At 38.8% G+C, this 14,703-nt stretch carries 12 protein-coding genes; all 12 read right to left on the minus strand.

Going from position 1 to position 14,703, the window contains the following annotated elements:
• Positions 1-255 precede the first annotated feature (255 nt).
• The 12 genes from ACRD64_RS06130 to ACRD64_RS06185 all read right to left on the minus strand — a co-directional run bounded on the left by ACRD64_RS06130 (position 256) and on the right by ACRD64_RS06185 (position 14,672).
• Entirely contained in the window at positions 256-711 is a 456-nt protein-coding gene (locus ACRD64_RS06130; protein WP_430932352.1) for a hypothetical protein, read from the minus strand.
• A gap of 128 nt (positions 712-839) precedes the next feature.
• Complete coding sequence (locus tag ACRD64_RS06135) at positions 840-1,757, minus strand: hypothetical protein (RefSeq protein ID WP_430932353.1); 918 nt, start codon at positions 1,755-1,757, stop codon at positions 840-842.
• Positions 1,758-1,815: 58 nt separating this feature from the next.
• Complete coding sequence (locus ACRD64_RS06140) at positions 1,816-4,890, minus strand: ATP-binding cassette domain-containing protein (protein ID WP_430932354.1); 3,075 nt, start codon at positions 4,888-4,890, stop codon at positions 1,816-1,818.
• A 31-nt stretch (positions 4,891-4,921) separates the two neighbouring features.
• Positions 4,922-5,305 carry a DUF1987 domain-containing protein gene (locus ACRD64_RS06145; protein WP_430932355.1) on the minus strand — a complete coding sequence of 128 codons (384 nt, stop codon included), beginning with the start codon at positions 5,303-5,305 and terminating at the stop codon, positions 4,922-4,924.
• A 21-nt stretch (positions 5,306-5,326) separates the two neighbouring features.
• Entirely contained in the window at positions 5,327-5,896 is a 570-nt protein-coding gene (locus ACRD64_RS06150) for a SiaB family protein kinase (RefSeq protein ID WP_430932356.1), read from the minus strand.
• Positions 5,897-5,920: 24 nt separating this feature from the next.
• Positions 5,921-8,527 (minus strand): PAS domain S-box protein, encoded by a 2,607-nt coding sequence (locus ACRD64_RS06155; RefSeq protein ID WP_430932357.1) that lies wholly within the window; start codon positions 8,525-8,527, stop codon positions 5,921-5,923.
• Between the two features lie 9 nt (positions 8,528-8,536).
• Positions 8,537-9,307, minus strand: a complete 771-nt coding sequence (locus tag ACRD64_RS06160; protein WP_430932358.1) for a hypothetical protein — start codon at positions 9,305-9,307, stop codon at positions 8,537-8,539.
• A 7-nt stretch (positions 9,308-9,314) separates the two neighbouring features.
• Entirely contained in the window at positions 9,315-9,881 is a 567-nt protein-coding gene (locus ACRD64_RS06165) for a chemotaxis protein CheB (protein ID WP_430932359.1), read from the minus strand.
• Positions 9,882-9,901: 20 nt separating this feature from the next.
• On the minus strand, positions 9,902-10,714 hold the full coding sequence (locus ACRD64_RS06170) for a CheR family methyltransferase (protein WP_430932360.1): 813 nt from the start codon (positions 10,712-10,714) through the stop codon (positions 9,902-9,904).
• Between the two features lie 4 nt (positions 10,715-10,718).
• Positions 10,719-11,561: a CheR family methyltransferase gene (locus tag ACRD64_RS06175; RefSeq protein WP_430932361.1), complete on the minus strand. Its 843-nt coding sequence runs from the start codon at positions 11,559-11,561 to the stop codon at positions 10,719-10,721.
• Positions 11,562-11,578: 17 nt separating this feature from the next.
• Positions 11,579-13,456 (minus strand): PAS domain S-box protein, encoded by a 1,878-nt coding sequence (locus ACRD64_RS06180; protein ID WP_430932362.1) that lies wholly within the window; start codon positions 13,454-13,456, stop codon positions 11,579-11,581.
• Positions 13,457-13,550: 94 nt separating this feature from the next.
• Positions 13,551-14,672 carry a protein-glutamate methylesterase/protein-glutamine glutaminase gene (locus tag ACRD64_RS06185; RefSeq protein WP_430932363.1) on the minus strand — a complete coding sequence of 374 codons (1,122 nt, stop codon included), beginning with the start codon at positions 14,670-14,672 and terminating at the stop codon, positions 13,551-13,553.
• Positions 14,673-14,703: the final 31 nt, after the last annotated feature.

The following is a 14,703-nucleotide window of genomic DNA, read 5'->3' on the forward strand; positions in this document are numbered from 1 at the left end:
CGCAACATCAAGTGCGATGAAATTTTAATGTAATTTTTTTACCCACGATAAATTCTTTGATTACTTTCGGGAGCATCCTTCTGGTGAGTTGAAGTTGATGCAACGAAGTGTCTTGTTTTAAAGTAATTTCAATGTGTAATAGGATTTCTAACGCCTATTGCGGGTTAAACTCATTGCATTTCCTGGCAAAACAATTTATACAAAAAAAGCGTTGCCAAGGCAACGCTTTTTTTATGGTGTTATTCCAAGTATTGCTTAAAAATTCATTTCTCCTGCCGAGTATTGCTTAACCAAAGACATTACTGCTTTAGAACATCCTTCTTCGCCACCTCTAAACGAGAACACAATGTTGTAAACTTTTGACTTACGGCAAATGAACTCGAATGAATCGTACATTTTTCCGCTTTCAAAATTGCTTACCAACATTTTATCTCCATCGTACAGCTGCATAATTACCTTTTCAGGATTACCCATTCCGTTGGCTGTATTAAACTTATAGTGACTCCTGCTGTTTAAAATGACACTAAACTTCACGAATCCTGTTTTCGTATCTTTTTTTGCTTTTTTTATATCAACAGAAAAGTCTTTCATATACTGGGCGTCACCCATCTCTTTTAAAGCCTTTTTAAGCAAATCGTCGCCACACTGTGCATAATTTGTTGCCGAGAATACGGTTACAAGTAGAATTGCTAAAACTAATATTTTTTTCATCTGCTCAATTTTATTTTTCTTACCTAATAAACATTTAAACTTGACATCACCACTATTATTATGTGTCTGTTGTAAGAATATGATTTACTTGTTAATTCCGGTAAAGATAGTCTTATACATCAAATTACCTATGAAACAATAAAGTCCCTTAAACCACTTATTTCAGCAACAATTTTATCTACTTGTTCGGGCGTAATCTCCACATGGCTAATTTCATCTTGTACGATGATTAAGGTTCCATCTTTCTCGATCCTTTTCGGCTCGCCATATTCCGTTGTTATCTTAACATCGGCATACGCCTGTTTAATTTGCTCCATTCTGGTAACCATTTCCGCAAAGTTAGGATCCTGGCTATAATTCTCTAAAATGATCAATAAAATATCGATGATGTCCTTCTGTTCTGCAATTCTGTTAACTAATTCTGCATCATTGGTTTCCTTGATCACACTTCCGGAGATGTACAAACCTTCAATCCAGGCCCCCGTTACAATTAATGTACTTACATTACTTCTGTTCTGTTCTCTAAGATAAGTATCCATCTTATTGAAACTACTTACAGATACCTCCATCAAAGAGTCCAGGTTGTTGCTGTTACTCGCCATTTCCTTTAAAGCGGCGAAATCGAAAAATTGACCCACTTTAATGCCTTCAGCCAGTTCTTTTACCGATAATAAATAGGAAACTACAATATTGTTCTTGTTAAAAGTATTGATATAACCCAAATCGGCACTGAAAACACCCAGGTTAAGTGCTCTTTTAAAGGTTGTGTTGTAGTCATCCACATTTTCGGGTTTGTTCAATATTTTTTGCGAGAAGGCGGCACCAGACTTTTGGATCAACGAGGCCATCTCAACCGGAGAGGAGATGTTTTGAATCACATCGCCCATAATATCTTCCGACAACTGCAACGGTGCCTCTACATCCGATTCTGATATTGAAAAATCATCATCGCCGGCCTCCTTACTCTTTCCGGAATTACCCGAACAAGCAGAGAACAATAATATTCCACCAAATATAGCCGTTGTATAAAATAATTTCTTTAGCATGATATAGGTTGTTTAAATAATAAAAACTTCTGATTTATACTAGATACCTGTTAAAAGGTTACTTTTTTAGATACTTTAATTCTCCAAAAAACTTAAATGATTTACGAAGCAGGTCGAAATAAAGAATAACATACATTAAAACGCTAAATATCCACACCATACATATGTTAAACCAAAGGGTATCGAAATAATGACCCGCAAAATGCTTTTGGGGCGCAAAAAAGTGGGTTCGGATTGACAAGGCACTTTCCGGCTCAGGCAGTTGATAAATGGGGTCTACATTCTGAATTAGTTTGTCGCCCTCCCTAAGTATTTTATTCTTTTCGAAGACCTTACGTACAATATCAGAAATACTTTCGTTGAGATTCTGATCTCTTACCGCATTAAATTGCTCCTTTCCGTATTTAGACATCGCCAGGTTGATCATTTTTTCCTTCCTGGCGGATGCTCTTACGAATCGATTGGTATAATACTCCTTAAGTTTTTCAATATGGGCTGTTAACGACGAATACATTTTAGGGGTAAAACTCTCGGGGGTGAGCTGGTCAACATTGTCAAATTGTATTTCATTAACCCTGGTATTTTCCTTACTTATTTCGTTATACAATAATGCAAGATCCTGCTTGTAACTTTTAGCGTCCTCTTCTGGTTTATTTTTATCGATATGCTTTTTACAAGCATTTAAAATATCATCTACTTCCTGTAAGTAATGTACTATTTTGTAATCTGTAGTACTTTCTTCCTGTTCCACATCAAAAAACAACTTTTTAAACTTGTTGTTTTTGTACTGGTCCACAATAAGTCCTTCGTAAATCCAACGCGCGGGCATAAACTCTGCAATTAAAGGTACTTTGTCGGCACTTGAGATATCCCGGTTAAGTTTATCAAAAGTAAACATGGCGCCACCCAGCACCATTTGCGGAATCATGACAAGTGGAATAAGGATATAAATGGTAACAATAGAGTTAAACGAGGCTGACAATATCAGCCCTAGAATGTTGGCAAAGGCAGAAACCGAGAACAAGGCCAGCCAAAACTCAAAATACATTCCTTTTATGCCCAAAACGGTATTAGCAACGCCCACAAACAATGCCATCTGCAGGGCAGAAATAGTGAACAATATGAGCACTTTAGATACCAGATAACTCGATCGGGAAAGATTTAAGAACGATTCTCGTTTTAATATTTTGGCATCTTTAAAAATTTCTTCGGCACTAACGATCAATCCGAAGAAAAGAGCCACTACGATGCCCATAAAAATATAGGGAGGGATGTTTTCGTTATCCCTAAAAATATACATATTGGAATCGGGATCTACGATATATCGGATCAAGAAAGACAAGATAAGTCCTAATATCGGGGCTTCTAAAAGGTTAAGCAATATGTATTGCTTGTTGGCCACTTTCGAGAAGAAATCCCTGCGTGTATAAATTTTAAACTGCTTTAACCAAGCCGGTATGTTTAATGATTGTGGCGGTGCAGAATCAACCTCCTCAATTTCCGGAATTTTAATGTTTTCCTTATAAAAACCATTCCATTCCTGCGGACTCGTTTTCCGTTTGTTGGTGTAGTTTCCATATTCGTCCAACACATTGGCATCGATAATGTTAAACACCATTTCGGGATTGAGGTTACCGCATTGCGGACATTCCCCCTGATCGCTGTTAATCTGCTCATCCAATTGTTTAAAGTAGATCAGCGATTCACTGGGGTTTCCGTAATAAACCGGGTATCCTCCCGTATCCAGTATAAACATCTTATCAAACATTTTATAAATGTCGGATGATGGTTGATGGATCACTACAAATATTAATTTTCCTTTTAAGGTAAGCTCCCTCAAAAGGTTCATCACGTTTTCCGAATCCCGGGACGATAATCCAGATGTAGGCTCATCAACAAATAATATGGCAGGTTCTCGGATAAGTTCCAACGCAATGTTTAAGCGCTTTCGCTGTCCCCCGCTAATCATCTTATTCAAAGGCGAACCAACCTTTAAATTTCTACGCTCAAATAAACCCAGGCTTTGAAGCGTATCGTTCACCATTCCGGTAATTTCTTCCTCGTTTTTATCTTTAAAACACAGCTTGGCGTTGTAATAAAGATTTTCGAACACTGTTAACTCTTCGATCAACAAATCGTCCTGTGGAATTAGCCCGATTACACCTTCCAATTTATCTTTTTCGGTATGAAGATTTTGGCCATTAATTCTGACCTCACCCGCACTAGGGGATTCCGTGCCCGAAAGAACGTTCAGCAATGTTGTTTTACCCGCACCACTGGCACCCATTATCCCTACCAACCGACCGTGCTCCTCGGCCAGGTTTACATCACGTAGACCAACGCCGCCATTTTTAAAAGTAAAACCTAATTTATCGACAACATAAGAAATCTTGGCTGTAGTGGCATCGCTCATAAAATGGCCCACCACATCGGTATAATAGATTGGTGCGCCTGCCGGGAATTTCAAAAAGCTACCTTTGGGAAATAAATATATTCTTCGCTGACTTAACATAAGCCCGTTTAAGAATACTTCCTGGCTACCGGTGTACCTTAAAAAGTACAAATCGGCACTTTTTATTCTTAGGATAAGCACATTACCATCTAGCTTTCCGGTTCTGATGTGCTCCCGTTTAACCCCATGGTCTTCGCTGGAGTTAATCACCATTAAATCTTCTATATCAAGCTCTTTAAGGTTGTTGTTTACCACAAAAGCTTCAATGCCCTTTTTCTCTTCTTCGGGCATTCTAAACACATCGGCTGCCGTATTTATAATTGCCATTCGTTGGTCGGTAAACCTTCGGTCGGCATTTATTAGTTCGTACATCCTAACCAGCACTACAACTTTTTGTTCCTTGTTGAGTTGCTTGTTAATCTTTTTACAGATCCCGATTATTCGCACGGAATCCTTCATGGAGGTAAGTTTCACCTTACCAGCTTCGTCGTTGCTACGGTTAACTTTTTTATCTACAGAGTGTTTTTGAAACAAAGCAAAATACGCCTCGACAGCCTCGGCACTTAACTGGCTTTTTAAAAAGTTTTTTACATACTCTATTTCAGTATCTTGCACACCACCATCTTGTTTGGCAATTAGACCAAACAGTTGCATCAGGGCTTTTAAAATTTCTTCACTCATATATTAATGTATCAACAACTACTAGAAATAATTAGTCGGTATAGGCTTCGTACTCAAACGGTATCTCAACAATATCGGCATATTCCTCACCTGCTTCCAACATATCCTCTTCCTCTTCGTGGTAATGCCAGATAATTTTAACCTTGTTGTCGTTTTCCACAATCTCTTCAAACTTCAGTAAAATATCCAAGATAATTTTTGAGGAGGCGGTGTTAAAATATTCCAATTTAATATTGAAATTTGTTTCATCGTTCGGTCCTGCTTCTGCATAAGCGTCAATCCAATCTAAAATTGGCTGATAAAATTGGTTTACATCTTCCGGCAACGATCTTCCTGAAATTTCAAATTTCCCGTTGTCCTTATCCAGAATTACGTTAGGAGTATCATCGGTTCCCTGAATATTGATAACTTCCATTGTTAAATTTTTATTTGTTAATTACTTACTACGTTTAATTGTCGATGTCAAAATAAAAAATGAAACTTCTTCATTAAGTTTCTTAAACTGGTAGCCTAATGCACTACCTGTTTTTTTGGCAATATCGATCAGTCCTAATCCGGCACCACCTTTATCCGAAATTCTACCATCGCGCATTTGGGCCTTGTAAAGTTCCGAAAGACCTTTTTTGTCCAAAGAATTGACTTGTTCAAGGTTGTCGGTTAGTCCCGGTACTTTAGTATTTTTAATAATGTTACCGGTAATAATGTTATAAGAATCTTCGCCTTTACTCACCATAACGATACCGCGACGTTCGTCTCCATCTTCGCCCATAGAATCGGCATGCTTACTTATATTTTGCAAGCATTCAACCATTACATTGAACACTTTCCTCTGAACAGCATTGGATTCCTCGCTTTTGGCCAAATTTTTCTCGGTTAACGAGGTAAAGGTTTTTGTGATTTCTTGTGTCACTTCACCTTCGTAAACCAAGCTAATTTCATTTGTTTTCATAGTTCGGTAAAGCTGGTAAGCAAAATCCAAAAAACTATGGTTGTCAATATTTCCCATTTAACAAATATTTAAAATGCATATTTACAATTCAATACCAATCATCAATACGTCGTCCACTTGTTTTTCCTCTCCCATCCATTGGTAAAAATCTGACGAAAAATGGCGTTCAAAATGTGCCATACTCAAATCGTCGCTTTCTGTTAAGGCTTCCCTGATCCTTTTCGACTGGTATTTACGTCTTCTTTCTCCTCCTAATTGATCGGGTAATCCATCCGAGAAGATAAAAATCTTATCTCCTTCCCGGTAAGGAATTTCGTGATTTTCAAACTCCCTTTCCTTCTTCTTCAACAAAGGTTTGCCTCCAATACCTTTGCGGCTTCCTTTATACTCTGTAAGTTCTCCTTCTCGGAGCAAATACAAAGGATTATGTGCTCCGGCATACTGTATGGTCTTCTTTTCCTTATCGATCTTACACAATGCCAAATCCATTCCATCCCGACCGTTGTTGCCTTCTTCATTCTGCTTTAAAGTGGTCCTAACCCCATCGTGCAGAAGGTCCAATATTTTGGCGGCATTAAAGTTGTTGTCAATATTTACTATGTTATTCAACAAGAAATATCCGATAAAGGATAACAATGCGCCCGGAACGCCGTGACCAGTACAGTCTACGGCTGCCACGTAAAAAGTTTCATCTTTTTGCACAAACCATGGAAAATCTCCACTTACAACATCTTTGGGACGATAGAAAATAAACGAGCGTGGAAAGTGATGTCGAATGAAAGACGTATCCGGCAGAATTGAGGTTTGTATTCTTTGGGCATAATTGATACTGTCTGATATCTTCTTGTTTTTCTCCTTGATATCCTGCTCAATCCGCTTCATTTCCGTCATATCATGTGCTACAAACAATACCGATTCCAGTAAGTTCTCCTCATTCAGCTCAGGTATGGCTTTAATTTGCATTATTTTATCGCCGTGTGGCGAAGTAATTTCCAGCTCATCAATAATTTGCTCTTCGTTACGTTTGATTTCTATCAGCACTTTATTAATAAATCCGATGAACCTTTCATCAATATGCAGATCGTTGATTCTTTTCTTGGTGATCTCCTGGATAGAAAGACCAATAAAATCAGATACCGCGGGGTTGGCATAAACCAGCTTTCCTGTAGTATTTATGCGAAGAATCATATCCGGTGAATTTTCCGAAAGTGACTGCATCCTACTTTTCATCCGTTCTTCTTTCTCCGCTCGTATACGCTCTGTAATGTCCTGCGTATTAAATATGATCCCCTTTATAGCGGGGTCGTGCAAAAGGTTTTTCCCTTTGGTTTCCAGAAACAATTTCTCACCCGATTTTTTAAGATAAGCATATTGTGCCATACTCTCGCCACCCGGTGTTTGTTTTAGATATTCAAACAAGTTGTTAATCGTTCTGTAACCTTTGGGCGTCATCATTTCGGGATCCATTCCTATGATTTCTTCATCATCCCTATAGCCCAGGATTCTTTTTACCGAAGGGCTTTCAAAAACAAGTTGCTGGTTTTCGTCGTATATGGAAATAAACTCAGACGCGTTAGTTAACAAAGCGACCATACGTTTCTGCCCATGCTCTACCTCCTGGATCTTGGATTCCAACAATTCATTGGATAGTTCCAGGTCTTCCTGAGCCATCATCATTTCCCGGGCATTCTCCTTCAGTTTTTCTTCGTTCTGCCGCAGGGTAACAGTCATCTCCTGCGATTCCTTCAGAAGGACTTCCGTTTGCGCATTTATCTTTTGGGCGTAAATTGTTCTGCCAATTATGGAGCTTAGCTCCTGCGCAAATTCAAGTTTATAGACAGGAATATGGTCGTGCATAAACCCTATCTCAACGATGCCTTGCAGCTCCTCCTCCTGCATCAAAGGCAGAATGATCAAGCTCTTAGGTTTTACATCGTTTAACAAACCAGATGTTACCGTAAAATAATCATCCGGAATTTCGGTGCGATAAATCATCGCCTTTTCGTATGCAACCTGCCCCACAAGGCCTTTGCCAATCTCAAACTCCTGATTTATGAATCGCTGCCTGTTAAAGGCATAGGTGGCTCTGCTAACCAGCTTATTTCCTTCTAAAAGATAAAATGCCCCTTGAATACCATCGGTATAGTCAATGATGGCTTTTATTATTTCAATGGAAAGTTCATCAATATTACGATACCTGCGTAATACCTCATTGATGATATCCTTCCCGTTAGTAATCCATTTTAATTCCTCTTCTTTTTTGTTGGTTTCCATCAGGTCCTTAGCCAGGTTCAACAACGAAGAATTATTTTTATTTATGTGCAGGATTTTATTATAGTCGCCTTTACGAATCAGATCGGCTACTTGGTTATTATATTGAAGCTCACCCTTAAGTTTGGCCAATTCTTTTTGCTGCTTGTTTTTTAGTTTTCTGTTATGATTAATAAAAACGACAGCCCCTAACGAAACACCTATTATTAATAGGTCTACAAACCATACCAACCAGGTAGTATGTATTTTAACAATCGTATTCATCGAAAAGGGTAAACGCATAAAATCAATGAATCCAGTCCATGTCATCAAATAAACCACGATTAAAAAAGCAGCTATAAAAAAGCTTTCTTGCTCTTTGATGGATGAAAAGTTGAGATATTCCCGTATGTATTTGTTGATCCTTTTAGCAGGCATAATTTCAATTTATAAAGACATTGCGTCTGCAAGATAATTATTCAAATGTTCCCATTGGTTGTTAATGTACACATGTCCAAAGGTGGCCATTTCTATTAGGCCAATACACTGATTACCTTTGACAATAGGCAATAGGTAAATGTATTTGGGTAATGACGATCCCGAACACGATTCTATATTAAAATAGTCTTCGTCGACGTCCTCAATTAACTTACATTTTTTATCTGCGGCTACTTGACCGTTTAATCCTTCCCCCAAAACAAATTTTTTAGGGTGAATATTCGAATCGAGACCGTAAGTGGCTTTTACGCTAAAACTTTCAGAAAGTTTGTCATAAAGGTAACATATACCCAAACCAAGTTCATATTGCTTTGCCAAATTTGTTAAAACCTGCTTCGCCATTTCATCTTGACCAGCCGATTCCCTCAGTCCTGCAGTTAAGATTTGGCTTATTCTAAGGTATTCGTTTTCACCTGTTTTAAAGTGTGTGCCATCGTTCTTTATGTGCTTAATTTCTTCTTCCAGTTTAGCTATCTCCCCGGCATGTTCAGTATCTTTTGCCTTAAGCAATTCTTCGTTCATAATATTTTGACTTATGCTTTCCCTGATATGACGGTCGTAGAAATAGACGATGCTTAAAAAAAGACCAAACGAAATAAACTCTACGATAAAAAATTTGGGCATGAACATAAATTCCTGAACAAACCAATATTTAGCTAAAGCCAACAAAAATGCGCCTGCCGCAAAATAATATAACCTGTATAATACTTTTTTACTCATTGCATAATTATTCAAGGCTGTTTAAAAAATTTATGATCCCATCCGGTGATAAAATTTCGTCCGGAGTAAAAAGTTGTAAGGTAGATTTGGTCATGGTTTCCACATCACATGTTTTTGGATCCTGCACAATCGTATGCCCTTTTTTAGTATTTACTTCTTTCATTCCATTAGCACCATCCTTATTGGCTCCGGTAAGAATTATGCCAATCATTTTATCTCTGAATGCGGTTGCGGCCGATGAAAACGTATAATCAATTGAGGGTCTGCTATGGTTGCAAACGTTTTCGGTGGATAGACTGAATGTAGAATCAAATTCAATAAACATATGGTAATTCGATGGAGCCAGGTATACTTTTCCGCCTTCTATTTTGTCTTTATCGAAAGGTTCCACAACCGGTAAGTTTGATTTAAGATTCAACCCTTCGAGCAGGCCGGAACGAATATGCTTTAACCGGTGCATACAGATAATAACCGGATACTTAAAATCGGATTTTATGTTCGAAAGAATTTTTAAGACTATTGAAAAGCTTCCTGCAGACCCTCCAATAACTATTCCCTTATAAAATGTTCCCATATCTTTTATTCTAGATAAATTTATGAAACCCGGTAGATTTGCTCGCTGCTGTCGAATAGAACGAAATCGTGCTCATGTTCCTTCAATAGTTTCTCCTTAATACCCATAACAAGAAAAGCATCCTTATTTAAGCTACGCTTCAAGTGCTGTTCGGCATCCGACTGCAATTTACTATTATAGTAAAGCATTCTGTTTCGGAACAAGGTAACACCTATATTCTCTGCCGGAACAACATTGAAGAAGTTACCTTGTAGAAATTCCACCTGGTTAATCCAGTTTTCGTTGACCAATCGGATATTTCCGTTCCCCTCAACAAAGTGATTTTCGAAAACCGTTCTAAGCTCCAGACGCTTATAATTGTTTTTGTTCAGCTCTAAATTTTTATTGTTAACTTCCCCTTGCTTTATTTGGCTTATTCGCCTGTTACTGTAAACGTTACAGTATATTTTAGCCCTCTCCATGAGGTTTTCTTCTTCCAGGATAACGATCAAGGAAAACAGTTCTTCCGCAGAAACGAGTTCGGGAAACCAAAACGATAAATTTCCTTCTTCCAGGTCAGGTAGTATTTTCCCTCTCAATGTTCTCCAGAACGAAGGATCACGGAACATTTCGTTCTCCTCAACGGGAAAAAAATAACAAAAATCGTCGATTATTGTACCGTTTTTGATCTCCTGAATGAATGAACTTGCATTTTTTACCTTTAATTCGTCGAACAAAAAGGCGAACCTTCTTCTAAGGAAAGAAAACGCATAATTGCTGTAATCCATCTTAAGAATCTCGGATAGAACAGCTGTTATTTCCCTTATATCGATTATTGTAGGACCAATTGCCATTAGACTATTTGTACTTTAAATGAAAGGTGTTGCTTTTAGTGTACACCATGCCATGTTTCACAAAACGGGTTTTAAAAAATCCGTGCAGTGCCTCATGGGTACCTAAAATAAGTACACCACCATCATATAATTTATCAAAGAATTTTCTTACAATTTTAAGTTGCAACTCCGGATTGAAATAAATAAGCACATTACGGCAAAAAATAACGTCGAATTTTTGATAAAAAGGTATTTCCTCAACTACCAAATCGTGACGTGTAAACTTTGGAACCCTGTTAATGAAATCTTTAATCTTTATTTTATCATTTTCTTTGTCTACATCAAAGTAATGCTCAAAAGGTTTAGCCTTCGGTTTTATTTTATCCATCAACTTATTGTACACGTCGATGTATTGAGCGTTGAATTTTAAGTCATATTCACCTTTTTTGGCGGCCCTTAAAACCTTGTTGTTAAGGTCGGAAGCAACCACGTTGGCTTTACCCAACAAACCTAACTCATTAAACAATATCAGGTTAGAATACACTTCCTGTCCGGTGGAGCACCCGGCATGCCAAATGTTGATATTATTTTTCCATTTAAGGCCGGGAAAAACATGTTTAAACAAATATTCCCAGGTTTCCTGGTTTCGAAAAAGTTCTGTAGTATTTACCGTTATATCATCGACCAACTGCTCGCAAAAGTCCACATCGGTCTTGGCCCTGCTCAGAAGGTCGCCAATATTTGTATTTTGATCCTTCAGGATTTTATCGATACGCCGCTGGATTGAACTATCGGAATAATCGCAAAAGTTATAGGGCGTATGCACTTTAAGTTCTTGAAGAAAATCTTTAAACGTAATACTACTCACTTTACCACGGTGTAAAATTAAAACAACTCAACTTCCACGTTTTGGATAAACGCTGTAAATGCATGGTCATCTCCAACTTGCGCCTCAGATAGCAAGAACAGTACGGGTATATCGTCACCAAATTTGTTTTTAATATTTACCTCTTTACGCTCCCCTATCACCTTGTTCTCCTCGGTAGTGACATAGGCTTTTACAAAAGGATCTTTTTGGGCGGTTTCGGTGGAGAATAGCGTTGAAATATGTTGACCCAATACTTCATTTCTTTCGTAACCCCAAAGTTTTTCGGCGGCCTCATTAAAGAACTCCATTATACCCTGTTTGTTGGTAGTAATGATTGCATCAAGTGCACCTTCCAACATTTTTTCGTTTCGTATTTTAACGGCCTCTATTTCTTTAAACTGCTCCTTCATCTCGTCGCGGGCCTGTTCCAGCAAAACGCCCAGTTCTTCCTTAGAACTCTTCATCTGCTCTTCCATACGAACCTGATCGGTAACATCGTTCTCGAGACTCAATATTTTAACAATATCGCCGTTGTTATCAATAACAGGGGTATAAGTTGCCAGTAAAAATATTTCCTCGCCCAATTTGGTCCTTCGTCGAACCCTTCCTTTAAAATTATGACCGTTTTTAAGGTCGGATAATATTTTGGTAAGCTCATCAAGCTCATCTTGGAAAAAGAATATTTTCAGGTTTTGCCCCTCTATTTCCTCCGGAAGATATTTGAATGTTCGCAAGAACAGCTGATTCACCGAAATAAGTGATCCATCGGTTTCGAACTCGCAACTGATTGCGGAGTTGTCAATAGCTTCCAGGATTCCCTTCATTTCTACCTCACGTCTGTCCGACTCTTCCTGCGTGGCCTGCATTTCTTCCAGATTTTGTCGTAACTCTTCTTCTTGCTGCGACATTTTCTCGGCCTGTATTTGTGTTTCGTGCAGTAGTTTTGTGGTTTGAATATTAATTTGAACAGCAGATATTGTTGAGGCAATACTTTCTGCGGTTTTTTCTACAAACTCAATTTCAAAAGGCTGAAATTCACTGAAAGATGCGAGTTCGATTACACCATAAATTTCATCATTCACCTTAAGGGGGACAATGAGTAAGGCTTTAGGGTTGGCCTCACCAAGACCGGATGTTATGGTAACATAATCGTTCGGTAAATCGGTAATATAAATGGTCTCTTTTTCCAGTGCGCATCTGCCAATTAATCCGTCGTCCCACTTGACTTGCTTATCGGCATATTTTTTTCTGTCGAAAGCTATGCAAGCCGTGAGTTCAAAAAACTTTTCGTTTTTATTGTTTGCTTTGGACAGAAATACGCCTCCCTGGTTAATTTTTAAATAATTCACCATGTAACTGATAATATTGTATGAAAGCACCTCCAGGTTATCGTTGTCCTTGCGCAGAATCTCTGCAAACTGCGCTAATCCCTGTGTTACCCAGGTTCGTTGTTCTTCCTCAACCCTGCCTTGCTCCTGTTCCTTTTTGCTTTTTATTAAATAGTCGCGAAGTTTTAACAACGATTTGCTGAGCTGATCCTTTCTTTCCGAACCAATATTTACTGCATCCAGATTTCCGTGCCTCAGGTTATTGACAAACTTAAGGATCATATCCGATCGCTTGGCCTCGGCCTTGATAGACTTGCGCTGTTTGCGAATAATTTTTGTAAACGAAAGTGCCAAAGCATATCCTATGGTACCGGTCACAAACGGCAACAATACCAATAACCACATTCCGGGAAACAGATAAAACATATCCGCCATGCTTCCATTGGTTTGCAGTAACACTTCAGAGTTCCGGTTCATCAGGATCACCCCTATCACAACGAATAATCCGAACAAAATTCCCCTAAAAGTATATTTCCCTAAAATACGCGACAATTCAAGCTTTTTCACAATGATTGTATTAAAATTTACAGACCTTTTTATAAGGTCCGGCGAAATTATAAACTTTTTATCACAATACCACTCCAATAAATAATGGTAATGTTTATATTAACTTTAACAGGTAAGGCGCCATCTCATCCAACGACATGATTTTATCGGCAGCACCTAACCTAGCAGCTTCTTTGGGCATTCCATACACAACTGAGCTGCTTTCGTCCTGGGCAATGGTATGTGCTCCGGATTCTTTCAGCTCGAGTAGGCCTTTGGCGCCATCATTGCCCATTCCGGTCAATAATATGCCCGTGGAATTTTTGCCGGCATAGCGCGACGCGCTTCTAAAAAGTACATCTACCGAAGGGCGATGCCTGTTTACCAAAGGACCGTCCTTCACCTCTACAAAATATTCTTTACCCACCCTTTTAAGCAGCATATGATGATTCCCCGGCGCAATTAAAACTCTCCCCTGGTATAACTTATCTCCATTTTCAGCTTCTTTTACTTCCAGCTCGCAAATGTTATTGAGACTGTTTGCAAATGATTTTGTAAAACCCTCGGGCATATGCTGTACGATAGCTATTCCCGGTATTTTATCCGGCAGGTTTTTAAGGAAATGCCTGATTGCCTCAGTACCTCCTGTTGATGCTCCTAGCACAATAACCTTATCGGTAATGGCAATACGGTCTGAAACAGATCCCCGATCCAGAATTACATCTGCCGAATATTTTGGCGTAACCTCTAATGAGTGCGCCGGTGTTACCCCGGGTTTAAGTCTTGAGGGCGCTGCGCTTATCGTGGCACTACCGGACATTTTTTTGCGGGTAAGCTTGGCCTGTGCCGAAGCTTTCACAGCATCACATATCATAATTTTGGACTCATTGATAAACTTCGCCGCATTCATGGCTGGTTTACCAATTATTTCAGAAGCACCATATTCCAGGGCTCTCATGGCAACCTCGGTTCCTTCAGTAGTTAACGATGAGATAATAACCACAGGGATAGGATGTTGTGACATTATTTTTCGCAAGAAAGTCAATCCATCCATGCGCGGCATCTCGATATCCAACGTGATCACGTCAGGTATCTCTTTCATGATCTTTTTTACCGCAATAATTGGATCCGCCGCAGTCCCCATCACTTCAATTTCAGGATCAGACCCTAAAATGGAAGACAGACTCTGTCTGACCACCGCTGAATCATCAACTACTAATACCCGTATTTTATTCATCCTCATAGAACAAGGTTAACAAAAATTATTT

It is taken from the genome of Saccharicrinis sp. 156, from assembly GCF_050589685.1.
In the GTDB taxonomy this organism is placed as follows: Bacteria; Bacteroidota; Bacteroidia; order Bacteroidales; family Marinilabiliaceae; genus Saccharicrinis.